At 62.7% G+C, this 24709-nt stretch carries 24 protein-coding genes; 13 read left to right on the top strand and 11 right to left on the bottom strand.

Annotated elements, in window-relative coordinates:
• Positions 1-43 precede the first annotated feature (43 nt).
• Positions 44-277 (bottom strand): hypothetical protein, encoded by a 234-nt coding sequence (locus tag H7C86_RS15790; RefSeq protein WP_020906937.1) that lies wholly within the window; start codon positions 275-277, stop codon positions 44-46.
• Positions 274-1668, bottom strand: a complete 1395-nt coding sequence (locus H7C86_RS15785) for a PspC domain-containing protein (RefSeq protein WP_182261807.1) — start codon at positions 1666-1668, stop codon at positions 274-276. The genes H7C86_RS15790 and H7C86_RS15785 overlap by 4 nt, the downstream gene beginning before the upstream one ends.
• Before the next feature lie 236 nt (positions 1669-1904).
• Here H7C86_RS15785 and H7C86_RS15780 point away from each other — a divergent pair, with 236 nt between their 5' ends.
• From H7C86_RS15780 to H7C86_RS15770, 3 genes are read left to right on the top strand one after another with little or no spacing between them, the layout of a single operon-like run.
• A complete protein-coding gene (locus H7C86_RS15780; protein WP_037134353.1) occupies positions 1905-3185 on the top strand; it encodes an ATP-binding protein in 1281 nt (426 codons plus the stop codon).
• Positions 3182-3841 carry a response regulator transcription factor gene (locus H7C86_RS15775; RefSeq protein ID WP_020969075.1) on the top strand — a complete coding sequence of 220 codons (660 nt, stop codon included), beginning with the start codon at positions 3182-3184 and terminating at the stop codon, positions 3839-3841. Before H7C86_RS15780 ends, H7C86_RS15775 begins: the two co-directional genes overlap by 4 nt.
• Before the next feature lie 49 nt (positions 3842-3890).
• Positions 3891-5345 carry an MFS transporter gene (locus H7C86_RS15770; RefSeq protein ID WP_182261806.1) on the top strand — a complete coding sequence of 485 codons (1455 nt, stop codon included), beginning with the start codon at positions 3891-3893 and terminating at the stop codon, positions 5343-5345.
• Here the strand turns inward: H7C86_RS15770 and H7C86_RS15765 are convergent.
• The 6 genes from H7C86_RS15765 to H7C86_RS15740 form a co-directional block, all read right to left on the bottom strand.
• A complete protein-coding gene (locus H7C86_RS15765; RefSeq protein WP_021343596.1) occupies positions 5342-6550 on the bottom strand; it encodes an MFS transporter in 1209 nt (402 codons plus the stop codon). The genes H7C86_RS15770 and H7C86_RS15765 overlap by 4 nt on opposite strands.
• A 188-nt stretch (positions 6551-6738) precedes the next feature.
• Positions 6739-8133, bottom strand: a complete 1395-nt coding sequence (locus H7C86_RS15760; RefSeq protein WP_182261805.1) for a HAMP domain-containing sensor histidine kinase — start codon at positions 8131-8133, stop codon at positions 6739-6741.
• Positions 8130-8828, bottom strand: a complete 699-nt coding sequence (locus tag H7C86_RS15755) for a response regulator transcription factor (protein WP_084325094.1) — start codon at positions 8826-8828, stop codon at positions 8130-8132. The genes H7C86_RS15760 and H7C86_RS15755 overlap by 4 nt, the downstream gene beginning before the upstream one ends.
• Before the next feature lie 75 nt (positions 8829-8903).
• Positions 8904-9545: a phosphatase PAP2 family protein gene (locus H7C86_RS15750; protein ID WP_019747602.1), complete on the bottom strand. Its 642-nt coding sequence runs from the start codon at positions 9543-9545 to the stop codon at positions 8904-8906.
• Between the two features lie 2 nt (positions 9546-9547).
• A complete protein-coding gene (locus tag H7C86_RS15745) occupies positions 9548-10132 on the bottom strand; it encodes a M15 family metallopeptidase (RefSeq protein WP_020969077.1) in 585 nt (194 codons plus the stop codon).
• Positions 10133-10242: 110 nt separating this feature from the next.
• A complete protein-coding gene (locus tag H7C86_RS15740) occupies positions 10243-10920 on the bottom strand; it encodes a helix-turn-helix domain-containing protein (protein WP_029254940.1) in 678 nt (225 codons plus the stop codon).
• Positions 10921-11071: 151 nt separating this feature from the next.
• Here H7C86_RS15740 and H7C86_RS15735 point away from each other — a divergent pair, with 151 nt between their 5' ends.
• Together H7C86_RS15735 and H7C86_RS15730 are read left to right on the top strand one after the other, a co-directional pair.
• Positions 11072-11905 carry a class I SAM-dependent methyltransferase gene (locus H7C86_RS15735; protein ID WP_182261804.1) on the top strand — a complete coding sequence of 278 codons (834 nt, stop codon included), beginning with the start codon at positions 11072-11074 and terminating at the stop codon, positions 11903-11905.
• Positions 11905-13293, top strand: coding sequence for an FAD-binding oxidoreductase (locus H7C86_RS15730; protein ID WP_182261803.1), 1389 nt, complete (start codon positions 11905-11907; stop codon positions 13291-13293). Before H7C86_RS15735 ends, H7C86_RS15730 begins: the two co-directional genes overlap by 1 nt.
• 27 nt (positions 13294-13320) lie before the next feature.
• Here the strand turns inward: H7C86_RS15730 and H7C86_RS15725 are convergent, their stop codons facing one another.
• On the bottom strand, positions 13321-14520 hold the full coding sequence (locus tag H7C86_RS15725) for a serine/threonine-protein kinase (protein ID WP_020906948.1): 1200 nt from the start codon (positions 14518-14520) through the stop codon (positions 13321-13323).
• Positions 14521-14747: 227 nt separating this feature from the next.
• Between H7C86_RS15725 and H7C86_RS15720 the strand changes: the two genes are divergently transcribed.
• The 7 genes from H7C86_RS15720 to H7C86_RS15690 all read left to right on the top strand — a co-directional run bounded on the left by H7C86_RS15720 (position 14748) and on the right by H7C86_RS15690 (position 22106).
• The gene (locus H7C86_RS15720; RefSeq protein WP_182261802.1) at positions 14748-15668 is read left to right on the top strand and encodes a hypothetical protein; all 921 of its coding nucleotides are present in this window, start codon (positions 14748-14750) and stop codon (positions 15666-15668) included.
• Positions 15665-17218 (top strand): DNA polymerase Y family protein, encoded by a 1554-nt coding sequence (locus tag H7C86_RS15715; RefSeq protein ID WP_182261801.1) that lies wholly within the window; start codon positions 15665-15667, stop codon positions 17216-17218. The genes H7C86_RS15720 and H7C86_RS15715 overlap by 4 nt, the downstream gene beginning before the upstream one ends.
• A gap of 164 nt (positions 17219-17382) precedes the next feature.
• Positions 17383-18228 carry an alpha/beta hydrolase gene (locus tag H7C86_RS15710; RefSeq protein ID WP_182261800.1) on the top strand — a complete coding sequence of 282 codons (846 nt, stop codon included), beginning with the start codon at positions 17383-17385 and terminating at the stop codon, positions 18226-18228.
• Complete coding sequence (locus tag H7C86_RS15705) at positions 18215-18970, top strand: alpha/beta fold hydrolase (protein ID WP_020906952.1); 756 nt, start codon at positions 18215-18217, stop codon at positions 18968-18970. Before H7C86_RS15710 ends, H7C86_RS15705 begins: the two co-directional genes overlap by 14 nt.
• A 67-nt stretch (positions 18971-19037) precedes the next feature.
• Positions 19038-19379: a DUF6292 family protein gene (locus tag H7C86_RS15700; RefSeq protein WP_092763793.1), complete on the top strand. Its 342-nt coding sequence runs from the start codon at positions 19038-19040 to the stop codon at positions 19377-19379.
• A gap of 45 nt (positions 19380-19424) precedes the next feature.
• Positions 19425-21062, top strand: a complete 1638-nt coding sequence (locus H7C86_RS15695) for a sulfatase-like hydrolase/transferase (protein WP_182261799.1) — start codon at positions 19425-19427, stop codon at positions 21060-21062.
• An 87-nt stretch (positions 21063-21149) separates the two neighbouring features.
• Positions 21150-22106, top strand: a complete 957-nt coding sequence (locus H7C86_RS15690; protein WP_019747614.1) for a R2-like ligand-binding oxidase — start codon at positions 21150-21152, stop codon at positions 22104-22106.
• 9 nt (positions 22107-22115) lie between these two features.
• Here H7C86_RS15690 and H7C86_RS15685 read toward each other — a convergent pair whose 3' ends face one another.
• Entirely contained in the window at positions 22116-22754 is a 639-nt protein-coding gene (locus H7C86_RS15685; protein WP_019747615.1) for an HD domain-containing protein, read from the bottom strand.
• 126 nt (positions 22755-22880) lie between these two features.
• Here H7C86_RS15685 and H7C86_RS15680 point away from each other — a divergent pair, with 126 nt between their 5' ends.
• Entirely contained in the window at positions 22881-23837 is a 957-nt protein-coding gene (locus H7C86_RS15680) for a GlxA family transcriptional regulator (protein ID WP_182261798.1), read from the top strand.
• Here the strand turns inward: H7C86_RS15680 and H7C86_RS15675 are convergent.
• Positions 23834-24667, bottom strand: a complete 834-nt coding sequence (locus H7C86_RS15675; RefSeq protein ID WP_019747617.1) for an alpha/beta hydrolase — start codon at positions 24665-24667, stop codon at positions 23834-23836. The genes H7C86_RS15680 and H7C86_RS15675 overlap by 4 nt on opposite strands.
• Between the last annotated feature and the right edge of the window lie 42 nt (positions 24668-24709).

Below are 24709 nucleotides of genomic sequence, written 5' to 3'. Positions count from 1 at the left end.
GCCTTTATTAACCCCCCGCGGTTAATAAAGGCGCACAGTAGTTTTACTTGCGGTTGCGCCGATTCGGCAGAATCACCAGCAGTAGTCCTGCCACGACGGCGGCACCGACGAACAGCCAACGGAATTGAATGTTCGCTGCCGGCGCCAGAGAGAACGGCCCGACCAACGCCCACACGCTGACCAGTAGTGCGGCCAGTCCGGCGATCAGCAGAAGTGCCGAGGGGCGCTTGGATTCTCGGGTCTCGTCCTGGTCTGTCGTCTCGTCGTACTCGCTCATGATTGCGTCACCTTCAGGCTGCCGAACGTGGCTTTGGCGTTGATGGTCAGGGTGGGAGAGTCCGGTGTCACATCACGGCCCGGGTGTATTCCGCCGTCGAGGCAACCCGATCCGTCACCCATGACGACGGTGCAGCTGTTCTTGACGTTGACGGTTGGTGGCACCATGACGGTGAACTCGCCGAACGACGCCGCGACGTCGATGGTCTTGTCCTCGGTGAACTTGACCCCGTTGAGGTCGAGAGTGAAGCTTCCGAAGGCTCCCGAATACGACGGCTCCAGCTCGGAAGCTGTTGCCGGAGTCCATCTTTGCTCACCCGAGGCGTCGAACTCGATCGGGTAGACCAGCGAGGCGAGAAGCACGAAACCCACGAGTGGTCCGGTGACGACCAGCAGGCCGTACCCCTTGCGGAAGAATGCCCCGAGGATCAGGCCGAGTGCGATGACGGCGAGTCCGACTGCACCGACCCGGCCGGGAGTGAACCACTCGTTGCCGGTTGCGGCGCCCGCTGCCCCGGTGACTGCGGCGACGATGATTGCGAGTCCGAGGACCGTCAGCGTCCAACGCGAGCGACGCTTACGTGGCGGCAACGGGAGCAGCGGTGTGGCCTTGGCTGCCGGATCCGGAAGATCCCAGGCGAACGGAGCGACACCGAGCGGATCCCAGGACGGCGGCGTGATGGCGGCCTCACCGATCACCTCGGTCGGATTGGTGCTGACCGAAGCGCTCGGGTCCTTCGACAGGTTGATCGTCGGATGAGCGGCCTGAGATTGTGGTGACTGCTGCGGATGGTCGGCCGGTCGTTCCTCGGGCACATAACTGTCGGGGAGTTTGGTGTACGGCGTGTACACGGGAGGCTGATTGGGCGCGAAGTATCCGGGGGTGAACGGCCCAGGCGTGAATCCGGTGCCTGGATACGCGGTACCTGCGCCGACATAAGGCGACGTGTTCTGCGGCAGTGCGGGCGGGATGGGCGCTCGTTGGTAGAGCAGCCACAGGCCACCGACCATCAGGATCAGCCCGATCAGTCCGGAACCACCCAGACCGACGCCGACGGGGCCGACAGTCGTAGCCGCGATGGCGAGGGCCACCAGCAAGACGATGGTCTTGGTACTGGAATCGGAACTGTGTCCGCGGCCCATCAACGACTGCGCGGGGGACGATCCGTCACCGGCACGGGCAAGTACCAACCAGCCGGCGAGGTAGAGAAGGACGCCTGAGCCACCGAAAATGGTGGACGCGACAAACGCCACGCGTACGAGAACGGGGTCGATGCCGTACCGGTATCCGATTCCGGCGCATACCCCAGCCACGTGACCTTGTGCCGGCAGACGCACGGGGCGGGTCCGCCACAGATCCTGGATCTGTTCTTGGAAAGTCGGATTGTTCATGAATCAATCCTGGCTTCCGAGGCAGCCTCCGCGCATCAGGGCCAACCCTGATCTTTGTGGTGATCGCGGGTGAGGGTGGCGGCCTGATTCAGGGTTGGACCCTGATGTGTGTCCGCGTGGTTCGTGCCAGTATCGACTATGTGCAATATCTGTCAGATCCGCCGTTCGTGAGCGGTCCCGCTCCCGGGTTTGCGGGAGGCCCGCCCGTCAACGGGGTACCGGTGCATCCCGTACCCATGAAGAAGGGCGTGCCCATTCCGGGTGCCGTGCCACTGCGAAAGCTGGAGCGGCGCTCCGGCGGTCGCATCGTCGCCGGAGTTGCGGGCGGGATCGCCGATCATCTCGGTATCGACGTCCTGAAAGTGCGCGTCGCCTTCACGATTCTTGCGGCGATGGCCGGATCCGGCATCGTCATTTACGGCGCCTTGTGGATCTTCACCTCCGCCGGCACGGACACGCAGAAGCCGTCCGCGGCCGAGCGGCAGCGGGCGTACGGCTTGATCGCACTCGGATTGGGCGGCGCAGCCGCGTTGTCCTGGTTGTTCAGCGGCACGGCGGGTTCGGTGCTCGCGCCGTTCTTCGTCGTCGCGATCGGTGCAGCCTTGGTGTGGCGCGAGTTCGACTCCGACGGTCCCCGTACTGTCATCGGCTTGCCGCAGCGGCCTACCGTTCTGACGTGGGCGCGGGTGGTCGGGGGAGCCACCTTGATCATCTTGGGTCTTGGCGTTGTCGTCCTTGCTCAGGTCGACCTCGAAGCACTGCGCTCGTCTCTCTTGGCGGTGGTCGTGACGCTGATCGGTGTCGGTTTGTTGACGGTGCCGCTGTGGCTGCGGATGTGGCGTGCTCTCGGCGCCGAGCGTGCGGCCCGAATTCGCAACGACGAACGTGAAGAGATTGCGTCGCATCTACACGACTCCGTCCTTCAGACGTTGGCTCTGATTCAGAAGCAGTCCGACAACCCACAAGAGGTGGCGCGCCTGGCCCGCGGTCAGGAACGCGAGCTGCGCAAGTGGTTGTTCAGCGGCGGCGACATCGACCACACGAGCCTGACGGAAGGCCTGAAGATCATCGCCGGTGAAGTGGAAGACCAGCACGGTGTCACGGTCCGTCCCGTCACTGTCGGCGACGTACAACTCGAAGGCGAAGGCGTCGAGAACGGCCTGCCCAAGGAAGCGTTCACCGCGCTCCTCGGTGCGACGCGTGAAGCTCTCGTGAACTCGGCAAAGCACTCGGGGGAGAAGGAAATCAATCTGTTCGCCGAGGTCGAGGGTGATCAGGTCAGTGTGTTCGTTCGTGACCGCGGCGTCGGATTCGACGTCGACGCGGTGCCGGAGGATCGCCAGGGGCTGGCCAAGTCGATTCGTGGTCGAATCGAGCGGCGCGGTGGCCGCGTCGTGGTTCGATCCGACATCGGAAAGGGCACCGAAATCCGCGTGCACATGCCGCTCGGTGACTCTGCTCTAAAGTGGGACCAGACTGCTGACCGTGTCGACAACCCCGAGGAACAGCCCCAGTGACTTCGCTTGCGCCGCCCCCGTACCGCGTATTTCTTGTCGACGATCATGCAGTGTTCCGCTCCGGGGTGAGGGCCGAGCTCTCGCGCGAGACGGATATGGATGTCGTCGGTGAGGCCGGCGGCGTCGCGGAGGCAATCGCCGGTATCAACTCGACGAAGCCGCATGTCGTTCTGCTCGATGTCCACATGCCCGACGGTGGTGGAGTGGCAGTTCTGCGCGGAATCGATTCCGGCCCGGTGTGCCTGGCGCTCAGCGTTTCCGATGCCGCCGAAGACGTGATCGCGGTGATCCGCGGCGGTGCGCGCGGGTACGTGACCAAGACGATCTCGGGATCCGAACTTGCCGAGGGCGTACGACGCGTTGCCGGTGGTGACGCGGTGTTCGGGCCGCGCCTGGCAGGTTTCGTGTTGGACTCCTTCACCGGACGCTCCAATGCACCCGAGCCACAACTCGATCCGGAACTCGATTCTCTTACTCCGCGGGAACTCGAAGTGCTCAGATTGCTGGCACGTGGGTACACCTACCGTGAAATTGCCGAGGACCTGGTGATTTCCGTGAAGACCGTCGAGACTCACGCATCGAACGTTCTGCGAAAGACTCAGCAGTCCAATCGCAATGCGCTGACACGTTGGGCACATCGCCGACAGATCGACTGAATTTCCGCGCACCCTTTCGCGATTGCGAGTGAAGGCGCACCATGGACCGATGACGGAACCACTGGCGCTCGCGTCGAGACGTGGGCGTTGGGTTGTCGCCGCCACCGTTCTCGGCTCGAGCATGGCTCTCCTCGACGGCACCGTCGTCAACATTGCTCTGCCGCACATCGGCGAGGACTTGAATTCCGGTGTCGCCGGGCTGCAGTGGACTCTCAGCGGATACACCTTGGCATTGGCGTCGCTGATACTGCTCGGCGGAGCCCTCGGCGATCGTTGGGGTCGGCGGCGGGTATTCGTGTGGGGGACGGTCTGGTTCGCGGTCGCGTCGTTGCTGTGCGGAATTGCACCTGACATCACATTTCTGGTGATTGCGCGGATCCTGCAGGGAGTGGGAGCTGCGCTCTTGACGCCTGGCAGCCTTGCCATCATTTCCGCGTCACTTCGCGAGGAGGACCGCGGTGCGGCGATCGGCTTGTGGTCGGGCTTGGGTGGTGTCGCCGGCGCTATCGGTCCGCTGTTCGGTGGTTGGCTGGTGGAAGTGGCGGGATGGCGATCGGTGTTCCTGCTCAACATTCCGTTGGCGATCGTCGTGGTGTGGGCAGCGGTGCGCCACGTGCCCGAGAGCCGCGATCCGCATCCGCCCGAGCACCTGGACGTGGTCGGATCTGCCTGCGCAGTAGTCGGTCTCGGGGCGCTTACGTACGGGCTGATCGAAGTCAACCCGGTAGTCGGGCTGGTCGGGGTGCTCGCGCTGTGCCTGTTCGTTGTGGTGGAACGTCGATCGCCGAGTGCGTTGGTGCCGCCGTCCCTGTTTCGTTCGCGGATGTTCGTCGCGGCCAATCTGGTGACTCTTGCGGTCTATGCGGCTCTTGGCGGTGTGTTCTTCCTGCTCGTGCTGCAATTGCAGTTGGTCGCGGGGTACTCACCGGTGGCTGCCGGCGTCGCAACGGTACCGATCACCTTGGCATTGTTGCTGTTGTCTTCGCGCGCGGGCAGTTACGCGCAGACGCACGGACCGCGATTGCCGATGACGGTCGGGCCCGCCGTGGCCGCGGTGGGGTTGGTGTTGATGACGCGGATCGGCCCGGATGCGTCGTACCTGACCGTCGTGCTGCCGGGAGTTCTGGTCTTCGGGCTCGGCCTGGCGGTGATGGTGGCGCCGTTGACTGCGGCCGTGCTCGGCTCGGTGCCGGTGGAGCAGTCCGGGATCGCGTCAGGTGTGAACAATGCCGTTGCTCGCACGAGCCAGCTTCTTGCGGTTGCGGCCTTGCCTGCCCTGGTGGGTATCGATGCCGAGAGCCTGGTCGATCCGTCGAGTTTCTCCGACGGTTTCCGGTATGCGATGTACATCTGTGTGGCGCTGCTGTTGATCGGTGCGGCCATCGCCGCGACGCTGATCCGTACTCCGACTGTCGAGCCTGTTCAGGAATCGGATTCGGTTGCGTGCAAGCCGCATTGTGATCTGACGGGACCTGCAGTGCAACCGAATCCGATGAGGGACTAGACGCTGATGTCGCGATCTCGGCTGGGCACCAAGGGGATTGCCGCGGCTGGAAATGCCGCGACTATCGCGAAAGCGAGCGGGTAGCCGACCGCGCCGATCAGCGCACCGACCACCGGGCCCACTGCTGACGCGGCAATGAACTGGCCGGTGTTCTGTGCGCCCAACGCTTTTCCTTGCCATTTCGGCCCGGCCGCTTCGGCGACGGATGTGAACGCCAAACCGTTGTCGGCGACGCTGACGGTGGTTGCCAGCAGCAGGATCAGGGCCGGAACGCCCCAAGGCGCTGCGCCGGCTGCTGCCATTGCCAACATGACCGCGGATGCGGAGACGGCAACCAACCTCAGCGGGCCTACTCTGCTTCCGGCGCGATCACTCCAGATGCCGACGACGATGCGGCCGAGCGCACCCACGAACTGGGAGATCCCGATCAGGAGTCCAGCGGGCGCCGCGTCCCAGCCTTGCTCGCTGATCAGCCAGACCAGACCGAACGTCGAGAGGGTGAACTGCGGAAACACCAGCAGTGCCGAGACGAGGTGAATGCGCCAGAGGAACCAGTTCGAGCGATAAGGGTTGATCGTCTCGACCGGGATATCGGTGGACCGCGCCGCCGGTCGCGGGGGATTGACCAATGCGACGGCACAGATCAGGGCGAGGACGCCGTTGAGCGCCACCGACAGTCCGACGGCCGAACCGATTCCTACGTTCGCGGCGAGAGTCGGGATGGTCAACGACGCAATGGTCACGCCCAGTGGCTGTGACATCTGCCTGATGCCCATCGCAAGGCCGCGCCGATCCTTGGGAAACCAGCCGACCACAACACGCCCACTGGCGGCGTTGGTGCTCGCCGCAGCCATTCCGCCCAGTAGAAATGCGATCCCGAGGAGGGCGTAGTTGTCGGTGGTGGTCGCGGCGAGCGCGGCGATCGCCGTCAGCGCGAGCCCGATGGAGATGACCCATTTCTCACCGAATCTGTCGGCCATCGCTCCCCACGCCACCAAGGTGAGAACCATGCCGAAAGTGGGTGCAGCGGCCAGGGTTCCGGCTTGCGTCAACGAGAGGCCGTGCTCGGAATGCAGCAGCGGGATCAAAAAGGCGGGGGTGCTGACGAAGACGGTGCCTGCGGCCTGGGCTGCGACGCCGATTCCGAGCATCGTCCACGCCTTCGGGGAGACGGCCGTCTTTTCCAACCGCGACGCCTGCGTCATGGTGCCCTCCGATTTCTACGCTGTTCGACGATGCCGACGCTACTCGCGTAGTTTCACATGTTGAAACCAGAATCCCACTATTTGGTCAAACTTGGGCGGCCCAGGGTGCGAAATGCCCACCCGTTTTCGAGCGAACGGTACGACGATCGCCTTGGGTGCGCCGAAAGGTACGTTCGCTCGGGAAGGGGTCAGCGATGGGGCAGGCGAACCGTGAAGATCGTGCGCCCGTCCACCTGGTCGACGCCGATGGTGCCGCCGTGCAAGTGCACGTTTTCGACGGCGAGGGAGAGCCCGAGTCCGCTGCCCTCGCTGCGTCCGCGCGCGGTGTCGACCTTGTAGAACCGCCGAAAAATCGCCTGCCGGTCTTCGGGTGAGATGCCGGGGCCGTGGTCGACGACGGTGATGACGGAGAAATCGGGTTCTGCGCTCAACTCGACGCGAACCGGAGGCGCTCCGTGGCGCAGTGCGTTGCCGACGAGGTTGGCGACGACTATGTCGATTCGACGTGAATCCACTCTGGCGCTGACGCTTTCGGGTGCACGGAGTTCGACGGTTTCTGTCCAACCTCGGCTCTCGAGTGTGCGCTCGGTCAATTCGACGAGGTCGACGTCGTCGAGGACGAGACGCGCCTGTTGTGAGTCGTGGCGCGACATTTCGATCAGATCTTCGACAAGTCGAGTGAGCTTGCCGATCTCACTGCTCACGATGCGCGCTGCAGCGGCGGCGTCTGGCGGAAGATTGGGGATCTCTTCGCGGAGGATTTCGCTGACCGGAACCAATGCCGCCAGCGGCGTTCGAAGCTCGTGGGAGACGTCGGCGACAAATCTTCTCGACTGCTCTTCCGATTCTTCCAGACCTCGGATGACCGCTTCGTTGCGAGCGACCATGTTGTTGAATGTTGTTGTGACCTGGGCAAGTTCGGCTACTCCATCTTCGGGGAGCCGGACGCTCAGGTCGCCGTCGGCGGCGCGGGCGGCGGCCTCGTCCAGGCGTTTGAGCGGACGGACCAGCGTCGACGCGATCCAGAGTCCGAGCAGACCGCTCACCAGCACACCCGCCGCGAGGGTGAGACCGACAGCTCGAAGCAGGTCGTCGAACTTGTCCTGCACCCCTACCAGCGGCCGGATGGTGACGGCTTTGACCAGTGTCTCGTTGTCGTAGCCGTCGTCTGCAGTCATGTCCACGACATTGACCGACATTCCCAACATGATGCGCTGGGAGTCGAGTCTCTCGAAGCGGATCAGTTTAGGACTGTCCAAACCCTCTTCGAAGCTGGGTGGGATCGTTGCCGCATCCACTGATCCTTGTCGGATGACTTCGCCGTCGACGATCAGAGTCATGTCGGACTGGAAGATCTGGTCGAGGGTGTCAGGTGTCAACCCGTCTACCGGCGGTCCGTTGCTGTACTGCAGTTCGTCGCGAAATTGTGCCGTTGCCACGTCCTGAGCGTTGGAATAGATCCACGACCGCGCCATGAACGAGACGACGCCTGCGGTTGCCCCGGCGATGATCACGACGATTGCGATGAACACGAGCACGAGCCTGGTCCGCAGACCGTCGACCCGAAGCCAGGTCGGTCTCATCGGGCCGGGCTGGTGTTGAAGCGATACCCGAACCCGCGCACCGTTTCGATCACGGTCGGTGCGGCTGGGTCGTCCTCGATCTTTCCGCGCAGCCGCTGCACTGCTGCATCGACGATTCGTGAGTCGCCCAGGTATTCCTGGTCCCAGGCTGCGGACAACAATTGCCTGCGGCTGAGAACCTGTCCGGGGTTTTCGGTCAGCGCCAGTATCAGTCGGAGTTCGGTCGGAGTCAGGGTCAGCAGCGTCCCGGCCTTGCGTACCTGCAATGACGACCGATCCAATTCCAGGTCGCCGAACTTCTCTGCGCCCGGCGCCACATCTGAACGCGATGTTGCGGGGGCCGAGCGCCGCACGACGGCTTTGATCCGAGCATCGAGGACACGCGGACTGGCCGGTTTGACGACGTAGTCGTCGGCACCGGCCTCGAGGCCGGCAACAGTGTCGATGTCGTCGGATCTGGCGGTCAAGATGATGATCGGGATCGAACTGCGCGTACGGATGCGTCGACAGATCTCGTAACCGTCGGCTCCCGGCAGTCCGAGGTCGAGTAGGACGAGGTCGGTGGAGCCGAGGACGTCGTCGAAATCGCCGTTACCGTCGGGCCGATGGCTGACGTTGTGCCCGAGTCGGTTCAGTCCCAACGTGATTGCCTCGGCCACCGCTGGATCGTCTTCTATGAAAAGAATGCTCACCATGCGCTCACCTTGGACTCGCCATGATCAGGGGCCTTCTGCGGTCGGAGGAATCTCGGTCAGCCAAGGGTACAGGGGTCACACTTTCGAGAGCCGTTCGTTGCCTGAGTCCGCCAGCACCGCGTGCCGTGCGACGCTGGTGTTCAACGGAAATGCCGACACGGCGAGGGTGTAGCAGCCGACGAGCAGTAGCGCACCGATCACGTCACTCGGCCGGTGCCATTGCAACACGACTACCGAGATCGCGGTCCCGATGGTGATCAGCGCGCCGTTGACTGCAACGACTGCCCGCCACCTCGAGGGTGTGACGAGCACGATTGCGCAGACCAGAGCAGCGATGGCCGTCAGCGTGCCGCTGGGGAAGGAATTGTGCATCACCAGGCCGTTCAGGTCCGGTCGATCCAACGATTGTTTGAGAACCCAGGCCGTCGTGATGGGACCGAGGGTCACGACGACGACGCGTAGGGCCAGCGCAATCGGGTTGTTGCGCAATGTGATCATGAGTGCCACGAGCACTCCTCCCACTATCAGTATCGGAGTGACGAGGCCGATGAACTCGGTGGAGAACACACTGAGTCCTTCGGAAGTGGCCGCGCCCACCATGAGTTGTTGGTCGACGATCTGACCACCAGTAGTGTTGACTGCCAGTTCGAATTCGACGACTCCGAGGATCAGGAGTGCCAGTGCGGCAATCAGTCTCGCGGGTTTGACTCGAGTCATGATCAGCCTTCCGCTCTCTCGTCCGAAGGGTTGCTCAGTTGGGGCGGGCATTCCCCGCCGGGAGTGGTTGCCAATTCGAAATGCCACATCTCGTTGGCATAGGTCTGACAGAGGCCGTAATCATTGCCGTGCTGGATGAGCCAGTCGTCGGCATCGGTCGGTCCGATGTCGACGGCTTGTCCGCTGACATGCTTCGACAGACTCGGGGAGTGCACCCATTTGGACGCTTCGTTCATGCTGCCGTACTTGACGACGGCTTCGTCGAACAGTCGCTGTTGGTATGCGGCGGACCGCCAACCCGAGGTGACGTGCATGTTCACTCCGGAGGCCTGTGCGTCGGCCGCTGCCGACTGCAGCGCCGCGAGAAGGGCGGAATCGAGACGGGCCAGTGCAGGTACATGGGTATCCTGCACGCTGATGCCGTCCTCGATCTCGCCGCCTGCGGGTCCTGAATCAGGCTGAGTGGCAAGGTAATTACCACTCTTGGGCTTTGCTTCTTCTGTGTACGAGCATGCGCTGAGCGTGAGCGCACCCAGTGCGACTGCACCGAGTGCGGCGAGGCGGATTATTCCGCGGTGGCTGGGCATACAACAGAGACTGCTCGGTCAGTGTCACCGTCAGGTGGTCGCCGTTCGTCGACGGTGTCACGGTCTGAAACAGCTCTGTAACAGGACGGAACGGGGCTGGTGAGCGCGCTTTACACGGGGCGCGGGATCGATGCGAAAGTCGACAGTTCGAACCACGAAGGCAAGCTACGACGCAACGCCGTAGGCCCCGAAATGGTGACGTCACCTGACCGTATGGCGTCCGACCAGGTCAGGTTACCGCGCCAGATCTCGGTCATCGGTCGCAAGCCCGCAGAGACCGACACCGCAACGTCGAAACCCGGATCGATATCGCACATGTCCACCTCCCCGGAATTGATGACGAGCCACCAGTTTCGCGAATGTTCACGCACTCCGGAGAAAACGAAGTGCACCACGGTCTTTCCGTCGGGAACCACGGAGTGATCCACGCGTCGATGCATGTCCCACAGCAGCAGTTTCGGATCCAGGTCTTCATCGCCCAGCTCGCCGATCCACCTGGTACCCCAGATTCCGAGAGCTTCGACCACAGGGCGCAGTTCTCGGCCCGCGTCGGTCAATCGGTAACTGACGACGCAGTCGGTTTCTTCTCGCTCCACGATGCCGGCGATCGCGAGTTGGTGCAGCCGCGTGGAGAGCAGAGTCGGTGACATTCGCGGAAGTCCGCGTCGGAGATCGTTGAAATGGTCGCTTCCCATCATCAGTTCGCGCAGGAGAAGCAGCGTCCACCGCTCGTCGAGTAGCTCCATCGCCTTGGCGACGGGGCAGAACTGGTGGTACGAGGACCCCATCACTCGATCGTAGGCCTCTGGAGTGCTCCGGTACAGATTTCGTACTGGAGAGGAGTGAACCGTCGTCGTAGCGTCGAAGTAACGGCATGAATGTTGTCGGGCTCCGAGGTTGTTGGGCTCCGAGTACCAAAAATATTGAAGGAGAACGGTAATGAGTGAATCGACGGAAACGCTCGGGCTGGATCGTGAGCTGAAGGCCAAGCATCGGGCCATGTGGGGTCTCGGTAACTATCCGGCGGTGGCCACGCAGGTCATTGCGGAACTCGGGCCGGTACTGGTCGGCGAGTGCGGTGTGCAGAAGGGTGACCGCGTGCTGGACGTCGCGGCGGGGTCCGGCAATGCCGCCATTCCGGCGGCCGCGCTGGGTGCGCAGGTGATTGCCACTGACCTGGCTCCCGAATTGTTCGTAGCGGGTAAGGAGGCCGCTTCCCTCGCCGGAGTCGAATTGGACTGGCAGGAGGCCGATGCCGAGGCTCTTCCTTTCAGTGACAACGAGTTCGACGTGGTGCTTTCGTGCGTCGGTGTGATGTTCGCACCGCATCATCAGCGCGCCGCGGACGAACTTGTGCGAGTGTGCCGACCCGGCGGAAAGATCGGAGTGCTGAGTTGGACTCCGACGGGATTCATCGGCGAGATGTTCAAAACGATGAAGCCGTACGCACCGCCGCCTCCTGGTTCGCAGCCGGCGCCTTTGTGGGGCGATGAGAACCATGTTCGTGATCTGCTCGGCGATGTGGCCACGAGGAAAGACGTACTTCGTGTGGACACATTCAGCGGGCCGGAAGAGTTCCGTGATTTCTTCAAGAAGAATTACGGGCCGACCATCGCGGTGTACCGGAACATCGCCGGCGATCCTGACCGAACGCAGGCGCTGGACCGCGATCTGCTCGAATTGGCGGAAAGGTACGGCAGCGGAAGCGAACCGTTCACGATGGAGTGGGAGTACCTGCTGGTCACCGCGACGCCCGGTGGGGGAGGTGCGTGATGACGACGGTCGAGTTCGCGCCACTGAAATCGGCGATCACAGGTTCTGTGTTCGGCCCCCGAGATCCGGAGTACGACGACGCCAGATCGATCTGGAACGGGCAGATCGATCATCGTCCGGCGGTGATCGCCAGGTGCCGGTCGGCGTCGGATGTGGCTGTGGCACTTGCATTTGCCAGAGCCCATTCGTTGGAGGTTTCGGTCAGAGGTGGCGGGCATTCCTACCGAGGCACATCGGTGTGTGAAGGCGGCGTGATGATCGATCTCAGTGCGATCAACGTAGTCAGCGTCGCCCCGTCAGCAAAGCGAGCCAGGGTCGGTGGTGGTGCGACGATCGCCGACCTCGACAAGGCGACGCAGGAACACGGGTTGGCGGTGACCGGCGGAGTGATCAGTGATACCGGCGTCGGTGGCCTGACACTCGGTGGTGGCATGGGGTGGTTGACCCGCACGCTCGGCCTGTCGATCGACAATCTGGTGTCGGCAGAGGTGGTGCTCGCCGACGGTTCGATCGTTCGAGCCTCCGAGAACGATCACAGCGACTTGTTCTGGGCACTGCGCGGTGGCGGCGGAAATTTCGGAGTGGTCACCGAGTTCGAGTACCGTCTGAGCGAGATCGGTCCGGAAGTGCATCTGGGACTGTTCTTCTGGGGGATGGAGGACGGACCCGCGGCGCTTCGTCTGTGCCGCGAGGTAGTGCCTGCCCTGCCGAGAAATGCGGGCGCGATGGTTGCCGTCAGTTTGTCCGCGCCGCCGGCGCCGTTTGTCCCGGATCAATTTCACCTACTGCCCGGATACGCGTTGCTGGTAGCCGGTTTCGGATCGGAAGTAGAACACTCGAACGCGATTGCGCCGATTCGAGAGGGCTTGCCGACGCTTTTCGAGTTCGTCACTCCGATCCCGTACGTCGGCTTGCAGTCGATGCTCGACGAATCGGAACCGTGGGGTGCGTACGCCTATGAGAAGGCTTTGGACCTGGTGGATTTCTCCGACGACGTGATCGATGTTCTGACCGAACAAGCGGGCAAGAAATCGTCGCCGATGTCCTTCATGCCGATCTTTCCGCTGCAGGGAGCTTTCACTTCCGTCGGCGAGGACGACACAGCGTTCGGTGGTTCTCGCACACCGCATTACGTGTGCAATATGACGGCGACGGCCACCGATGCCGGGACGCTGGAATTGGATCGATCGTGGGTGCGTGAGACCTGGGAAGCCTTGCGTCCGTTCTCGTCCAACCAAGGCGGGTACGTCAACTTCATGACCGACGTCGACGAGGACCGAGTGCGAGCTTCCTACGGCGCGGGGAAGTACGCGCGGTTGTCCGCAGTCAAGGCGAAGTACGACCCGGACAACGTGTTTCACCTCAATGCAAACATTCTGCCTGCGTGAAGCTTGTGCTCAGACCGTGAACACCAGTCAGGCGGTGAACACCAGGATGACGACGATCAGTGCGGCCAAGACGATGACGGCGACCATGCCGGTCATGGCGAGGGGAGCCCACGCGACTACCTTGTCGCGGGTGCTGGCATCGGCGGGTCCGGTCGGCATCCGCGGCGGCCAGGAGAACATGTCCATCGGACTGGGAACATTTCGCAGTGGCGTGTTCTGTTGCACTGCAGGAAGTCCGGTGACCGTGGAGCCGGTCAGGCGATTGCGGCGGTGTGGGTCGGCGAGTTGTGTGGTGCGGTGAGCCCAGGCCGGCACGGCGCCCTCGGACGAGTAGACGGGAGCGTCGATCAACTGATCGATCGTGCCGCCGCCGGTCGCGGCTGCGGCGAGCGCGTCGCGTGCCTGAGCCATCGTCGGCCGACGGGTCGGGTCCGGCTCGAGGAGCTGAAGGAGAACATCGGTGAGCGGTCCAGACTTGGTGGGTCGGTAGATCTCGGCCTTGGCGACACGATGCAGTAGGGCGATGGCGTCCGAGTCGATGCCGAAGGGCGGTTGGCCCTCGATCACCGTGTAGAGCGTCGACCCGAGTGAGAAGACGTCGCTGGCCTCGGTGGGGTCGTCGCCGCGGGCAACTTCGGGTGCGAAGTACGCGGGAGTGCCGGTGATGACCTCGTCCTGGGTGTCGGACACGTCGCTCTTTGCGCGGGCGATGCCGAAGTCGCTGATCTTGACGGTGCCGAGGGACTTGCCTCGGTCGGCGATCAGGATGTTGCCGGGTTTGATGTCGCGGTGGACGATGCCGGCGGCGTGCGCTTCGGTGAGTGCCGCAGCGATCTGCGCGCCGATCTGCGCGACTTCGAGTGGTGGCAACGTGTCCGCCAGGTTCATGGCCTGGGCGAGGCTGCGAGCCGGGAAGTACTCCATGACCAGCCAGGGTTCGCCGGACTCGATCGCGACGTCGTACATGGCGATGGAGTGGGGATGGGTGAGCTTTGCGGCGTTCCTGCCCTCGCGCAATGTACGTTCGCGGACCTCTTCGGCCGTTTCGGTGTCGAGGCCTTCCGTACTTGTGACCTGTTTCACCGCGACGTCGCGGCTGAGGAGGGTGTCGCGGGCCAGCCAGACGGCGCCCATCCCTCCGTCGCCGATCTTGGAGCGGAGTCGGTACCGCCCCGCCAGCAGGTATTCGGGCCCGATGCCCCTCCCGGTCTGCTCTTGAGCTGTCACATCTCAAGGTTAATGGATTGATGCCACTGTGACGCTCGAGGCTCCTGTGAACTGGGTTTTTGGCTCTGCTTGACGTGTCGGGGGTGACACGGTTTACTGAAAACAGTTCGAAAATATGTTCGAAATTGCTGTTCGTTGGATGCATGTCAGACCCGACTTCCCCGCGGTTTGCCGGCTGGTTATGGATTGCTGCCGAGTGAGTTTTTCCGGTGTTCCGGAGGATGGGGATGACCGAGGTGACCGAGTTGGTAGAGCTGTCGGCAGATGCGGCGGGGTTGTCCCGTCAGGATCGGCTGGCACAGCTCCGCCGACAGATCGCGTCCATTCCCTCGCGAGGCGATACGTCGTTTTCGGGACCGAGTGTTTCCGGACCTGGTGTTTCTGTGGCCGGTGTTCCTGTGGCTGGTGTTTCCGGGACAAGTGCAGCGGCCTCCGAGAGTGTTGCCGACCGGGACAGGCCGGTTGTGGACCGTGCGCACAAAGCCGGTGTCCTCCCGGTCCCGGAGGGTATCGCCGCATTGTTACCGCAGGGCGGTTTGGTGCGGGGAACCGTGGTGTCCGTCGAGGGTGCAGCGTCCTTGCTTTTGGGATTGGTCGCATCGGTGACGGCGTCCGGAGGACATGTTGCAGTCATCGGGCAGCCTCGATTGGGATTGCTGGCAGCGTACGAGATGGGTGCGCAACTGGAACGTCTGGCACTCATTCCGGCGCCTGGGCCGGATCCGGTCGAGATCGCCGCCGTGCTGCTCGACGGTATGGATCTGGTGATTCTGGGATTGGCGGGTGCGTCGGTATCCCCGTCGCGTGCTCGGGCGGTGGTCGCACGTGCTCGGAGCAAGGGCTCGACTCTTGTTGTCACCGAAGGTCACTGGGACGGAGCCGAGGTTCGGTTGGACGCTCGGGTTCATGGCTATGGTGGGTTCGGTCAGGGCCGGGAGTTGGGGCGTGGACGGCTCAGTTCCCTGAGCCTCGCGGTTCGTGCTCGGGGGCGCTCGTTCCAGCCCCGGACCACGCGTCTGGACATCTGCAGTGCAGCCGGGCGGGTCGAGTGGGTACCTTCTCGGCCGGTCGAGGATGTGTCGTCGCAGGTGGTGTCGGAGCAGGTGGTGTCGTCGCAGGTGGTGTCGTCGCAGGTGGTGTCACTGTGAGCAGAGTTCTGGCGTTGTGGTGCCCGGACTGGCCGGCGGTGGCAGCGGCAGCGCTTGCCGATCTTCCGGCCACACATCCCGTCGCGGTCACTTCGGGTAATCGGGTGATCGCATGTTCGGCGACGGCTCGTGCGGAGGGAGTGCGACGAGGCCTGCGCCGACGCGAGTCGCAGGCTCGCTGCCCGGAACTGTATGTGGCGATGGCAGATCCGGAACGCGATGCAAAATTGTTCGAGCCGGTGGCCGCGGCCATCGACGCGGTGGCACCGGGCGTCGAGGTACTCCGTCCTGGTTTGTTGGTGCTCAGCGCGCGTGGTGTCAGTCGGTACTTCGGTTCTGAGGAAGCTGCGGCGGAACGATTGGTGGATCAGGCATCTGCTGCGGGTGTCGAGAGTCAGGTGGGGGTGGCAGATCAGCTGTCCACGGCGGTCATTGCCGCGCGCCGGGCAGCGCTGGTGCCGCCGGGGGAGGGGGCACGGTTTCTGGCGCCGCTACCCATGCCGGAGTTGGCGGCCGAACCCAGCCTGTCTGCACCGCATCGCGGGGAGTTGGTGGATCTGCTGCGCAGGCTCGGGATCAGAACCATCGGTGCTTTTGCGGATCTACCGGCAGTGGACGTCGCTTCGCGTTTCGGTGCCGATGCGGTGCTCGCGCATCGTGCGGCGCGCGGTGAACCCGAACGGCCACCGTCGGCGCGGACACTTCCGCCGGACCTGGAGGTGGAGCAGCATTACGATCCGTCGATCGAGCGGGTGGATGCCGCAGCGTTTGCCGGGCGCGCCTTGGCGAGTCTCCTGCACGACAAGTTGTCTGCTGCCGCGGTGGCGTGCACCCGTCTGTCGATTTCGGCCAGTACGGGTAACGGTGAAAATCTTTCTCGGACTTGGCGTTGCGCCGAACCTCTGACGCCGGAGGGAACGGCCGATCGAGTGCGATGGCAACTGGATGGCTGGCTCACCGGGCGCAGTGAGACCCGGCCAACCGCAGGCATAGCCGTGTTGCGTCTGGAACCGGTGGAGGTGGTCAGTGCCGGCGCTTTGCAGTTGGGGCTGTGGGGCGGTGTCGGCGACGAGGAGGAGCGAGCCAGGCGAGCATTGGTGCGCGTGCAGGGTCTTCTGGGTGGCGAATCGGTTCAGGTCGGTGTCCTGAGCGGAGGTCGAGGGCCCTTGGAGCGAATTACCTTGTTGCCCTTGGGTGACGAGCGGGTAGCTACCCATGATCCGACAGCCCCGTGGCCGGGCCGTCTGCCACAACCGTCTCCGGGGTCGATCTTCGTCGACAATCCCAAGGTGTGGCTGGGGGATGTGGCCGGTAACGCCGTGTACGTCACTGAGCGCGGTGTCTTCAGTTCGCAGCCGGGAAGGCTGAAGTGGGGGAGCAAGGAATGGGCAGTGCAGGGGTGGGCCGGGCCCTGGCCGGTTGACGAGCGATGGTGGGACGCTGCCTCGGCACGCACGGCGGCGCGGGCTCAGGTTCTGTTGGAGGAATCGCGTGCGCTGCTGATGATCTGTGAAGGCGGTGGATGGTCGGTGGAGGGTGTGTACGAATGAGCTCGCAGGTATAGCCAGCTGTACCCGCCTGGTCGAGTCGACTGTACGAACAGTAGGGGCGTTGGCACCATCGTCATGCCGTCGCTCGGCTCCTAGCGTTGATGACATTCAAAAAGTAACCGTTGCAATGATTCTCACCGTTGCAACTCTTTACGAGGAGTGTCATGGCAACGGCGGGTCGACCTGAAGTTTGCGGAACCGATCGACTTCACTACGAGCAGACGGAGCTGCACGACGCACAACTTCTGGCGTACGACGAGTCTGGCGAAGGCCGGATCGTGGAGGTGTTCGGCGATGTCGCCACAGCCGAGCACATCGTCATCTTCGTGCCTGGCAACGACAACGGATTGGGAAACTACTTCGACGAGAACCGTCCGACCGGACCACGAGCGAGCGGATGGACACTGGGAAGAATGCTCCGAACGCTCGGACCGGACGATCAAGTCGCGGTGATCGTGTGGGTCGGCTATCGGACGCCGTGGGGATTTCTCGAGTCGTTCTCGCGGACACTCGCAGAACGCGGTGCGATCGATCTGGCGCGATTGACACACATCCTGCCGCGTTCGGCGCATGTCACGCTCATCGGACACAGCTACGGGGCCGTGGTGTGCGGACTCGCCCTCCCGTCGGCGCGAGTAGACGATTGTGTGGTGCTCGGTAGCCCGGGGATGGGGACCAGTTCTCGCGAAGACCTGTGCTTTGCCGGAAATCTCTGGGCCGCGCTGGGGCCGTCGGACTGGATTCGGTATTTCCCACGCGTGAAGATCGGTCGCCTCGGGCACGGCCCGTCTCCAGTTCGGGCGCAGCACGGAGCTGTTGTTTTCGACACCGGTGCCATTCGAGGGCATTGTGGATACTTCGCCGATGCAAGCGAGTCGCTGCGCAACATCGCGAGGATCGGGCTCGGTCGCTACGACGAGGTCACGCGGCCAGGGCAGTTGCCGCCTCGGCTGACAGCTTCAGCAATCCACGAGGACAGGTCTATCCTGGGAACTCGTGAGTGTCGCTAACGTACGAAGTGCCGGCGGGGTCCAGATCAGCTACCGCGATTCCGGCTCGCATCCCAGTGTTGCCGATCTGCCTCCGGTAGTCCTCGTGCACGGAATGGGTGGCGACAGCGGTACCTGGGACAAGTTCGCGCGGACCTTGCGATCACGCAACCGGCGAGTTGTCTCGGTCGATCTTCGCGGCCACGGCCGGAGCGCTCGGGCGTCGTCGTATCTGTTCGACGAGTTCGCCGACGACGTCATGGACGTGTGTGATCATCTCGAACTCGATCAGGTGGATCTCGTCGGCCATTCGCTCGGCGGGCACGCGGCGTCGTTGATCGCGCAGAAACGACCCACCGTGGTGCGGAAGTTGGTCATCGAGGAAGCGCCGTTGCCGCTACGCACAGGTGACGCAGAACAGGTATTCGCGAGGAAATTGCCGAGTGTGCCAGAACTGTGGCATGCAACAACAAGTCTGGTTCGGCACCCGCGAGCTGCGCTCACGTTCGATCGCTCGATGACGCGGTCCGCGCTCGAGCAGTTCCGCCGACCGGATCCGCAGTGGTGGGATCGGTTGCCGCTCATCGAAGCTGACATGTTGTTCCTGCGTGGAGGTCTGGGCGGGATGGTGGATCCCGATCGCCTCGACGCTGTTGCAGCCACCGTCGCGCGCTGCGAATTGGTCTCGTTCCGTACCGGCCACAGTGTCCATCGCGACGGCCATCGCCAATTCGAATCCGTTGTGTTGCCGTTCATTTCCTGAAAGCGCAATACTCGATCAGTTCCGGCAAGAACCCATCCGCTACGCGTGCGGCACCGAATGTACTTCCATGCATACCAACGGCAACGACTGGTCCCCACACGAATACGTCGACGCGGTAGCACGATCCGTTCACGGTGAGACCGTCCGATGGCCGCAGGGACCGAGTATGGATGCGGTGATCGTTCTGCCAGTTCATGCCCGAAACCATCCGGGGAAGAATGCGGTTCTGCTCTGGAATCACGACTTCGGTTGGTCGTGGGGTGTCGAGGAGGCTGACGTGCGAAGGACGATTTCGATTGTCGACCCTCTCGGTATCGGCCGGACACCGGATCCGCTGCGCTGCGCGGATCGAGTCATCGAACTGATCAGCGCCGAGGCAGTTTGCTCGCGCATGTGTAGCGAACACTGATTCGGTCAACTCTGGGGCCACAACGCCTCCGAGAGGACGACGCCCGTGAACCCAGAGAACGTTCCTGCCTCGCACTGTCATTCATTGCCGCGCCGGACGTTCCTCGGTGGCGTCGGTGCTCTTGTCCTCGCCGGAGTGGCAGACGTGGCAACCGGCGCGGCGAGCGCGGCGCCGGCGAAAGCATCGCCCGCCGATCGGTTTCCGCAGAAACCCAACATCGTTGTCATCATCACCGATCAGGAGCGCCGGCCGATGTATTGGCCGCAGGGCTGGGCTGATCAGAATCTGCCCAACCGCAAGAGGATTGCCGATCACGGGCTGACGTTCGACCAGGCAGTGTGCAATACCGCGATGTGCTCGCCCAGTCGTAGTACGTTCTTCACCGGCCTCTTTCCCGCGCAGCACGGGGTCACCAGAACCCTCACCGAAGGCGGCACTGTCTCACCCACCGAGCCACAGTTACAAGTCTCCGAGCAGAACATGGCAAAGCTGCTGGCGTCGGCCGGCTACAACGTTCAGTACCGGGGGAAGTGGCATCTGAGCAAAGGCGTCGAGGGTGGTGATCCGACAAGTGACGATGTAGCGGGATTCGGCTTCGAAGGGTGGATTCCCCCCGACGCGGGTCAGGACACCAATCCTGACCACTTCGGTGGCGGGTGCGCCGACCATGATCGCCGTGTTGCCGAGGAGGCAGTCGATTTCCTCTCCGGATCTGCGGTCGCATCCGGGCAGCCTTGGGCGCTCATCGTCTCGTTCGTGAACCCACACGACGTCCTCGCGTACCCCCAGACCTGGAATGCGATGAACGGAACGTGCGACAACTATGGATCGGACGCGCCAGGTGCCTTCGAGCAGGGGATCGACTTGCCGCCCACTTTCGACGAGATCCTGGCACTCAATCACAAACCGACAGCGCAGGTTCAGTCGGAATTGCTACTCGCAGCCGGGCTCGGGCCGCTGCTCGGGACTGATCAGGCACGCAACTACATCAACTTCTACGCCTACATGCACAAGGTGGTCGACGAACACATCGGCAGCGTGCTCGACGCGATCGAAGCCACCCCGCAGATGCTCGACGACACGGTGATCGTACGGATGTCCGATCACGGAGAGATGGGGATGAGCCACGGAGGTTTGCGGCAGAAGGTGTTCAACGCCTACGAGGAAACGCTGCGCGTTCCACTGGTCATCAGCAACCCCCTGCTGTTTCCCGAACCCGTTCGCACAGACGCCTTGGCGTCGTTGATCGACGTGATGCCCACTCTCGCCACTCTCGCCCAAGCGCCAGCGCGTGGATCGTGGAACTTCTCGGGTACCGATCTGACACCGGTCATCATCGACGCTGCCGCCTACCCCCACGGTCCCAGCGCGCAGGTTCAGGACACGATTCTGTTCACCTACGACGATCAGAATTGTGCGACGCCCGACGGTCAGAACATCGTCACGCAGCCCAATCACATCCGCTGCATCCGGGAGAGCCGGTGGAAGTACACGATGTACTTCGATCCTGCGGGAGTTGCTGCGCCGCAATACGAACTCTACGACTTACAAGCCGACCCCTTGGAACTGAACAATCTAGCCAATCCGCTCAATATCGGCTCGTATCGGCCGGATCTGGCGGCTCAGATGAACGCCAAGCTCTTCGCAGTGATGGAGACCAAGGGCGTTTCTCTGAAGGAATAGATCGAATTTCGCCAAAACTGATTCACGTTTCAGTTCTGCGGGCATGCTGATGGGGCATCTGTCTTCGGTTCGGGAAGAAGGAATGTCATGACTGTCACCTCGCCGGGGCGAGAAGGTTTCAGTACTCTTCGGTCGGGAGGGTTGAACTGGGATTCGTTCCCACTCCGATTGTTCACCAAGGGAAATGCCAAATTCTGGAACCCAACCGACCTCGATTTTTCCCAGGACGCTCGTGACTGGCAGGAGCTGACCAGCGAGCAGCAGCGCAGCGCCACCTTCCTGTGCGCGCAGTTCATTGCCGGTGAAGAAGCCGTCACCGAAGACATTCAACCGTTCATGAAAGCGATGTCGACCGAGGGGCGATTCGGCGACGAGATGTACTTGACGCAGTTCTGTTTCGAGGAAGCCAAGCACACCCAGGTCTTTCGGCTGTGGATGGACGAAGTGGGATTGACCAGCGATCTGCATTCCTACGTCGCTGACAATCCGTACTACCGGCAACTGTTCTACGAGGAGTTGCCTTCGTCGCTACGCATTCTCGAGACGGATCCGAGTCCGGTCAACCAGGTGCGTGCCAGCGTCACGTACAACCACGTCATCGAGGGCAGTTTGGCGTTGACGGGCTACTACGCCTGGCAGAAAGTCTGTGCGACGCGCGGAATCCTGCCTGGCATGCAGCAATTGGTGCGAAAGATCGGTGACGACGAGCGACGGCACATGGCTTGGGGGACGTTCACCTGCCGAAGGCACGTAGCTGCCGACGATCACAACTGGGACGTCGTCCAGCAGCGGATGGGTGAACTCATGCCCATGGCACTCGGAATGATCAACTGGGTCAACGATCAATTCGAGGTGCAGCCGTTCGGTTTGGACAATCAGGAGTTCCTCGAGTACGCCGCAGACCGTGCGCAGCGCCGACTTTCGGCGATCGAGTCCGCGCGCGGGCGCGACGTCGCCGAGATCGACCTCGACTATTCGCCGGAGACCCTCGAGGAAAAGTTCGGGGCGGAAGATGCCGCTGCGATGAGTGAGGCGGCCAAATGACAGCGAATTCTATTGGGGCCAAGCCGAGTTCTGGATGACCTCGACAAAATCGATGTGCCGAAATCCCGGCACAAAATGTTCGAGTACGTCAGCGTTGACCGTCCCGAATGTACTTTCGGGACGGTGCTTGAAGCCTTCGGTGAAAGCCTTCAAGATCTGATTCTTGAAATCCGGGCGCGGGTGAGCCGCGGTGACGGCGTCAATGTCGGCCTGGTCGAGTTCGCTGTATCCGATTCCGAGTACGTCGGTCTCCACACCCGCTGTCACCAAGGCGATTTCGGGTTCCAATCGGGAGGGGATCTCGGGCGTCGTGTGCAGAGCGATGCCTTCCCACACTGTGCGGATGTCGGTTTCGTCGACTCCGTAGCCGGTGAGGAATCGCCGCGCTTCGTCGGCGCTGTCCAATTCGAAACGTGACGTACTGTCCCGGAATTTCGCGGTGAGCCCCAGGTCGTGGAACATGGCGCCGACGTAGAGCAATTCGGGGTCGGCCTGCAGACCCAGACGCGCTCCTTGAAGCGATCCGAAGAGGAAGACACGTCGCGAGTGGTGAAACAGTAACTCGGACGCCGTATCTCGTACCAGCTCGGTGGCGTCGGCAGCCATCTTCGAATCGGGGATTTTCACACCGGCAATGATCGTGGTCATCGGTACCTGCTCTGCTCGTCGTTGCTGCGAATTTCTCGGTCTATCCCAGTGTCGGTCGAGCACGCCCGCGGGCGCACCCTGATCTCGGCCATACTGTCCACAGATCAGGACGAAGGAGAGCGCATCGTGACCGCAGTGCATCGAGTTGCCGTCCTGGTGTTCGACGGCGTCAAACTGCTCGACGTCGCAGGTCCGAGTGAGGTGTTCGCGGAAGCCAATCGCGGCGGGGCGAACTACGAGTTGGTGATCTGCTCGGTAGGTGGACACGATGTCGACTCGTCGACCGGGATGCGCATTCCGGTCGACCGTGACGTTGTAGATTCCGGTTCTTTCGACACGTTGCTGGTCATGGGTGGAGACGTGTTCCCGTCGACGCCGGTGAGTCCGGAACTGCGCGAGGCAGCAAGCGATCTGGCGGGGCGTTCGGGCCGGGTCGCCTCGATCTGTACCGGGACATTCATTCTTGCGGCGAGTGGATTGCTCGACGGACGCCGCGCAACGACACATTGGCAACACACGGCAACGCTGGCGCGCGCCTATCCACAGATCACGGTGGTTCCTGACGCCATCTTCATTCAGGATGGCGCGGTGTTCTCGTCTGCGGGTGTGACCGCGGGCATCGACCTCGCGCTCGCATTGCTCGAGCATGATCATGGTGCAGAAATGGCTCGACGCGTCGCACAACTTCTGGTGGTATTTCTCCAGCGTCCAGGCGGACAGTCACAGTTTTCGCCCTCGCTCAGTGGGCCGAGGCCTCGGGTCCCTGCGCTGCGAGAAGTGGTCGACGCCGTCGCGGCCGATCCGGCGGGGGAGTACTCGGTCGAGCAACTGGCTGCCCTGGCGCACCTGAGCCCGCGTCATCTGACGAGGCTCTTTCGCGAAGAATTAGGGACGACGCCGGCCAAATACGTCGAGTTGATCCGTTTCGACTCTGCGAAAGCGCTCCTCGATGCCGGCCACTCGGTGACCGAAGCCGCGCAGTTGGCGGGATTCGGCAGTTCGGAATCCCTACGACGAGCATTTTCGACTCATCTCGGAATCTCGCCCCAGGTGTACCGTCGTCGGTTTCAAGCGTTCGGCTAGGACTGACTTTCGTGCTTGCCTTGTGGCGGGCTCATGCCCTGCTTGTCGAGCCAGGCAAGGCTGTAATCGGCGATCTCACGCCAACCGTGGTCGATGGTCAGCGAGTGACCTCGGTCGCCGAATACCTTGTATTCGTTGATCGTCGGGGCCTTGGCGTACTTCTTGAACGAGCTGTCCGAACTGGCCTTCGGTACTGTGCGATCCTTACCGCCGCCGATCATCAGGAGGGGGCCGCGGCGGGCGTTGAAATCCACTGCAGCGGGGCTGTGGGGCGCGAAGTTGGCGAGTGCTGCCTCGAACAACGGCCGTCCGGGGGCGGGAATTGCATACTGCTCGAACAGGGCGTCGGACTCGTCCTGGGACACGGCGCTGGCGAAGGACTTGTGGAACGATTTTCTGTTGTGTGAGTAGGCCTTCCGGTAGTTGCCGGGGTTGGACAGGACAGGGAACACGCTTCCAAGCTGAACGAGAGGAAGTTTCAACACACCTTTGGGCTGAGCGGGGTCGATGGCAATTGCCGCGGTCGCCAACTTCTGGCCCAGCAGTTTCTGCGCGATCAAACCTCCGAACGAATGCCCGACCACGATCGGTGGTTCGTCGAGATCAGCGATCACCTTGGCGTAGTGGTCCGTCACGTCGTCGATGCCGTGTCCCGCGATGTCCTCCGGGTGTTCGCGCGTCTCACCCACCGTGGACGCATCCCCTGGCCATCCGGGTGCCATCGTGGAGTACCCCTGCGCGTTGAAAACCTGCGCCCAGGGATCCCACGTGGTCGGGTGCATCCAGAGTCCGTGGATGAACAGAACAGTCGGGTTGGACTTGGGCGACATGCGCGCTCCCCGCTATCGGACCGATGATCGATACGGGATGCC

Origin of the sequence: Rhodococcus sp. UFZ-B548 (genome assembly GCF_903819475.1) — a bacterium.
In the GTDB taxonomy this organism is placed as follows: domain Bacteria; phylum Actinomycetota; class Actinomycetes; order Mycobacteriales; family Mycobacteriaceae; genus Rhodococcus_F; species Rhodococcus_F erythropolis.
This window is presented reverse-complemented; position numbering and strand designations above follow the sequence as displayed.

What these genes read in the sequence shown, in the direction of transcription:
- H7C86_RS15710 (WP_182261800.1), top strand. Translation starts at nt 17,383, where the DNA reads ATGGCAACGGCGGGTCGACCTGAAGTTTGCGGAACCGATCGACTTCAC.
- H7C86_RS15675 (WP_019747617.1), bottom strand. Translation starts at nt 24,667, where the DNA reads ATGTCGCCCAAGTCCAACCCGACTGTTCTGTTCATCCACGGACTCTGG.
- H7C86_RS15700 (WP_092763793.1), top strand. Translation starts at nt 19,038, where the DNA reads ATGCATACCAACGGCAACGACTGGTCCCCACACGAATACGTCGACGCG.
- H7C86_RS15755 (WP_084325094.1), bottom strand. Translation starts at nt 8,828, where the DNA reads ATGGTGAGCATTCTTTTCATAGAAGACGATCCAGCGGTGGCCGAGGCA.
- H7C86_RS15740 (WP_029254940.1), bottom strand. Translation starts at nt 10,920, where the DNA reads ATGGGGTCCTCGTACCACCAGTTCTGCCCCGTCGCCAAGGCGATGGAG.
- H7C86_RS15685 (WP_019747615.1), bottom strand. Translation starts at nt 22,754, where the DNA reads ATGACCACGATCATTGCCGGTGTGAAAATCCCCGATTCGAAGATGGCT.
- H7C86_RS15765 (WP_021343596.1), bottom strand. Translation starts at nt 6,550, where the DNA reads ATGACGCAGGCGTCGCGGTTGGAAAAGACGGCCGTCTCCCCGAAGGCG.
- H7C86_RS15750 (WP_019747602.1), bottom strand. Translation starts at nt 9,545, where the DNA reads ATGACTCGAGTCAAACCCGCGAGACTGATTGCCGCACTGGCACTCCTG.
- H7C86_RS15785 (WP_182261807.1), bottom strand. Translation starts at nt 1,668, where the DNA reads ATGAACAATCCGACTTTCCAAGAACAGATCCAGGATCTGTGGCGGACC.
- H7C86_RS15770 (WP_182261806.1), top strand. Translation starts at nt 3,891, where the DNA reads ATGACGGAACCACTGGCGCTCGCGTCGAGACGTGGGCGTTGGGTTGTC.
- H7C86_RS15745 (WP_020969077.1), bottom strand. Translation starts at nt 10,132, where the DNA reads ATGCCCAGCCACCGCGGAATAATCCGCCTCGCCGCACTCGGTGCAGTC.
- H7C86_RS15735 (WP_182261804.1), top strand. Translation starts at nt 11,072, where the DNA reads ATGAGTGAATCGACGGAAACGCTCGGGCTGGATCGTGAGCTGAAGGCC.
- H7C86_RS15780 (WP_037134353.1), top strand. Translation starts at nt 1,905, where the DNA reads ATGAAGAAGGGCGTGCCCATTCCGGGTGCCGTGCCACTGCGAAAGCTG.
- H7C86_RS15760 (WP_182261805.1), bottom strand. Translation starts at nt 8,133, where the DNA reads ATGAGACCGACCTGGCTTCGGGTCGACGGTCTGCGGACCAGGCTCGTG.
- H7C86_RS15720 (WP_182261802.1), top strand. Translation starts at nt 14,748, where the DNA reads ATGACCGAGGTGACCGAGTTGGTAGAGCTGTCGGCAGATGCGGCGGGG.
- H7C86_RS15690 (WP_019747614.1), top strand. Translation starts at nt 21,150, where the DNA reads ATGACTGTCACCTCGCCGGGGCGAGAAGGTTTCAGTACTCTTCGGTCG.
- H7C86_RS15790 (WP_020906937.1), bottom strand. Translation starts at nt 277, where the DNA reads ATGAGCGAGTACGACGAGACGACAGACCAGGACGAGACCCGAGAATCC.
- H7C86_RS15730 (WP_182261803.1), top strand. Translation starts at nt 11,905, where the DNA reads ATGACGACGGTCGAGTTCGCGCCACTGAAATCGGCGATCACAGGTTCT.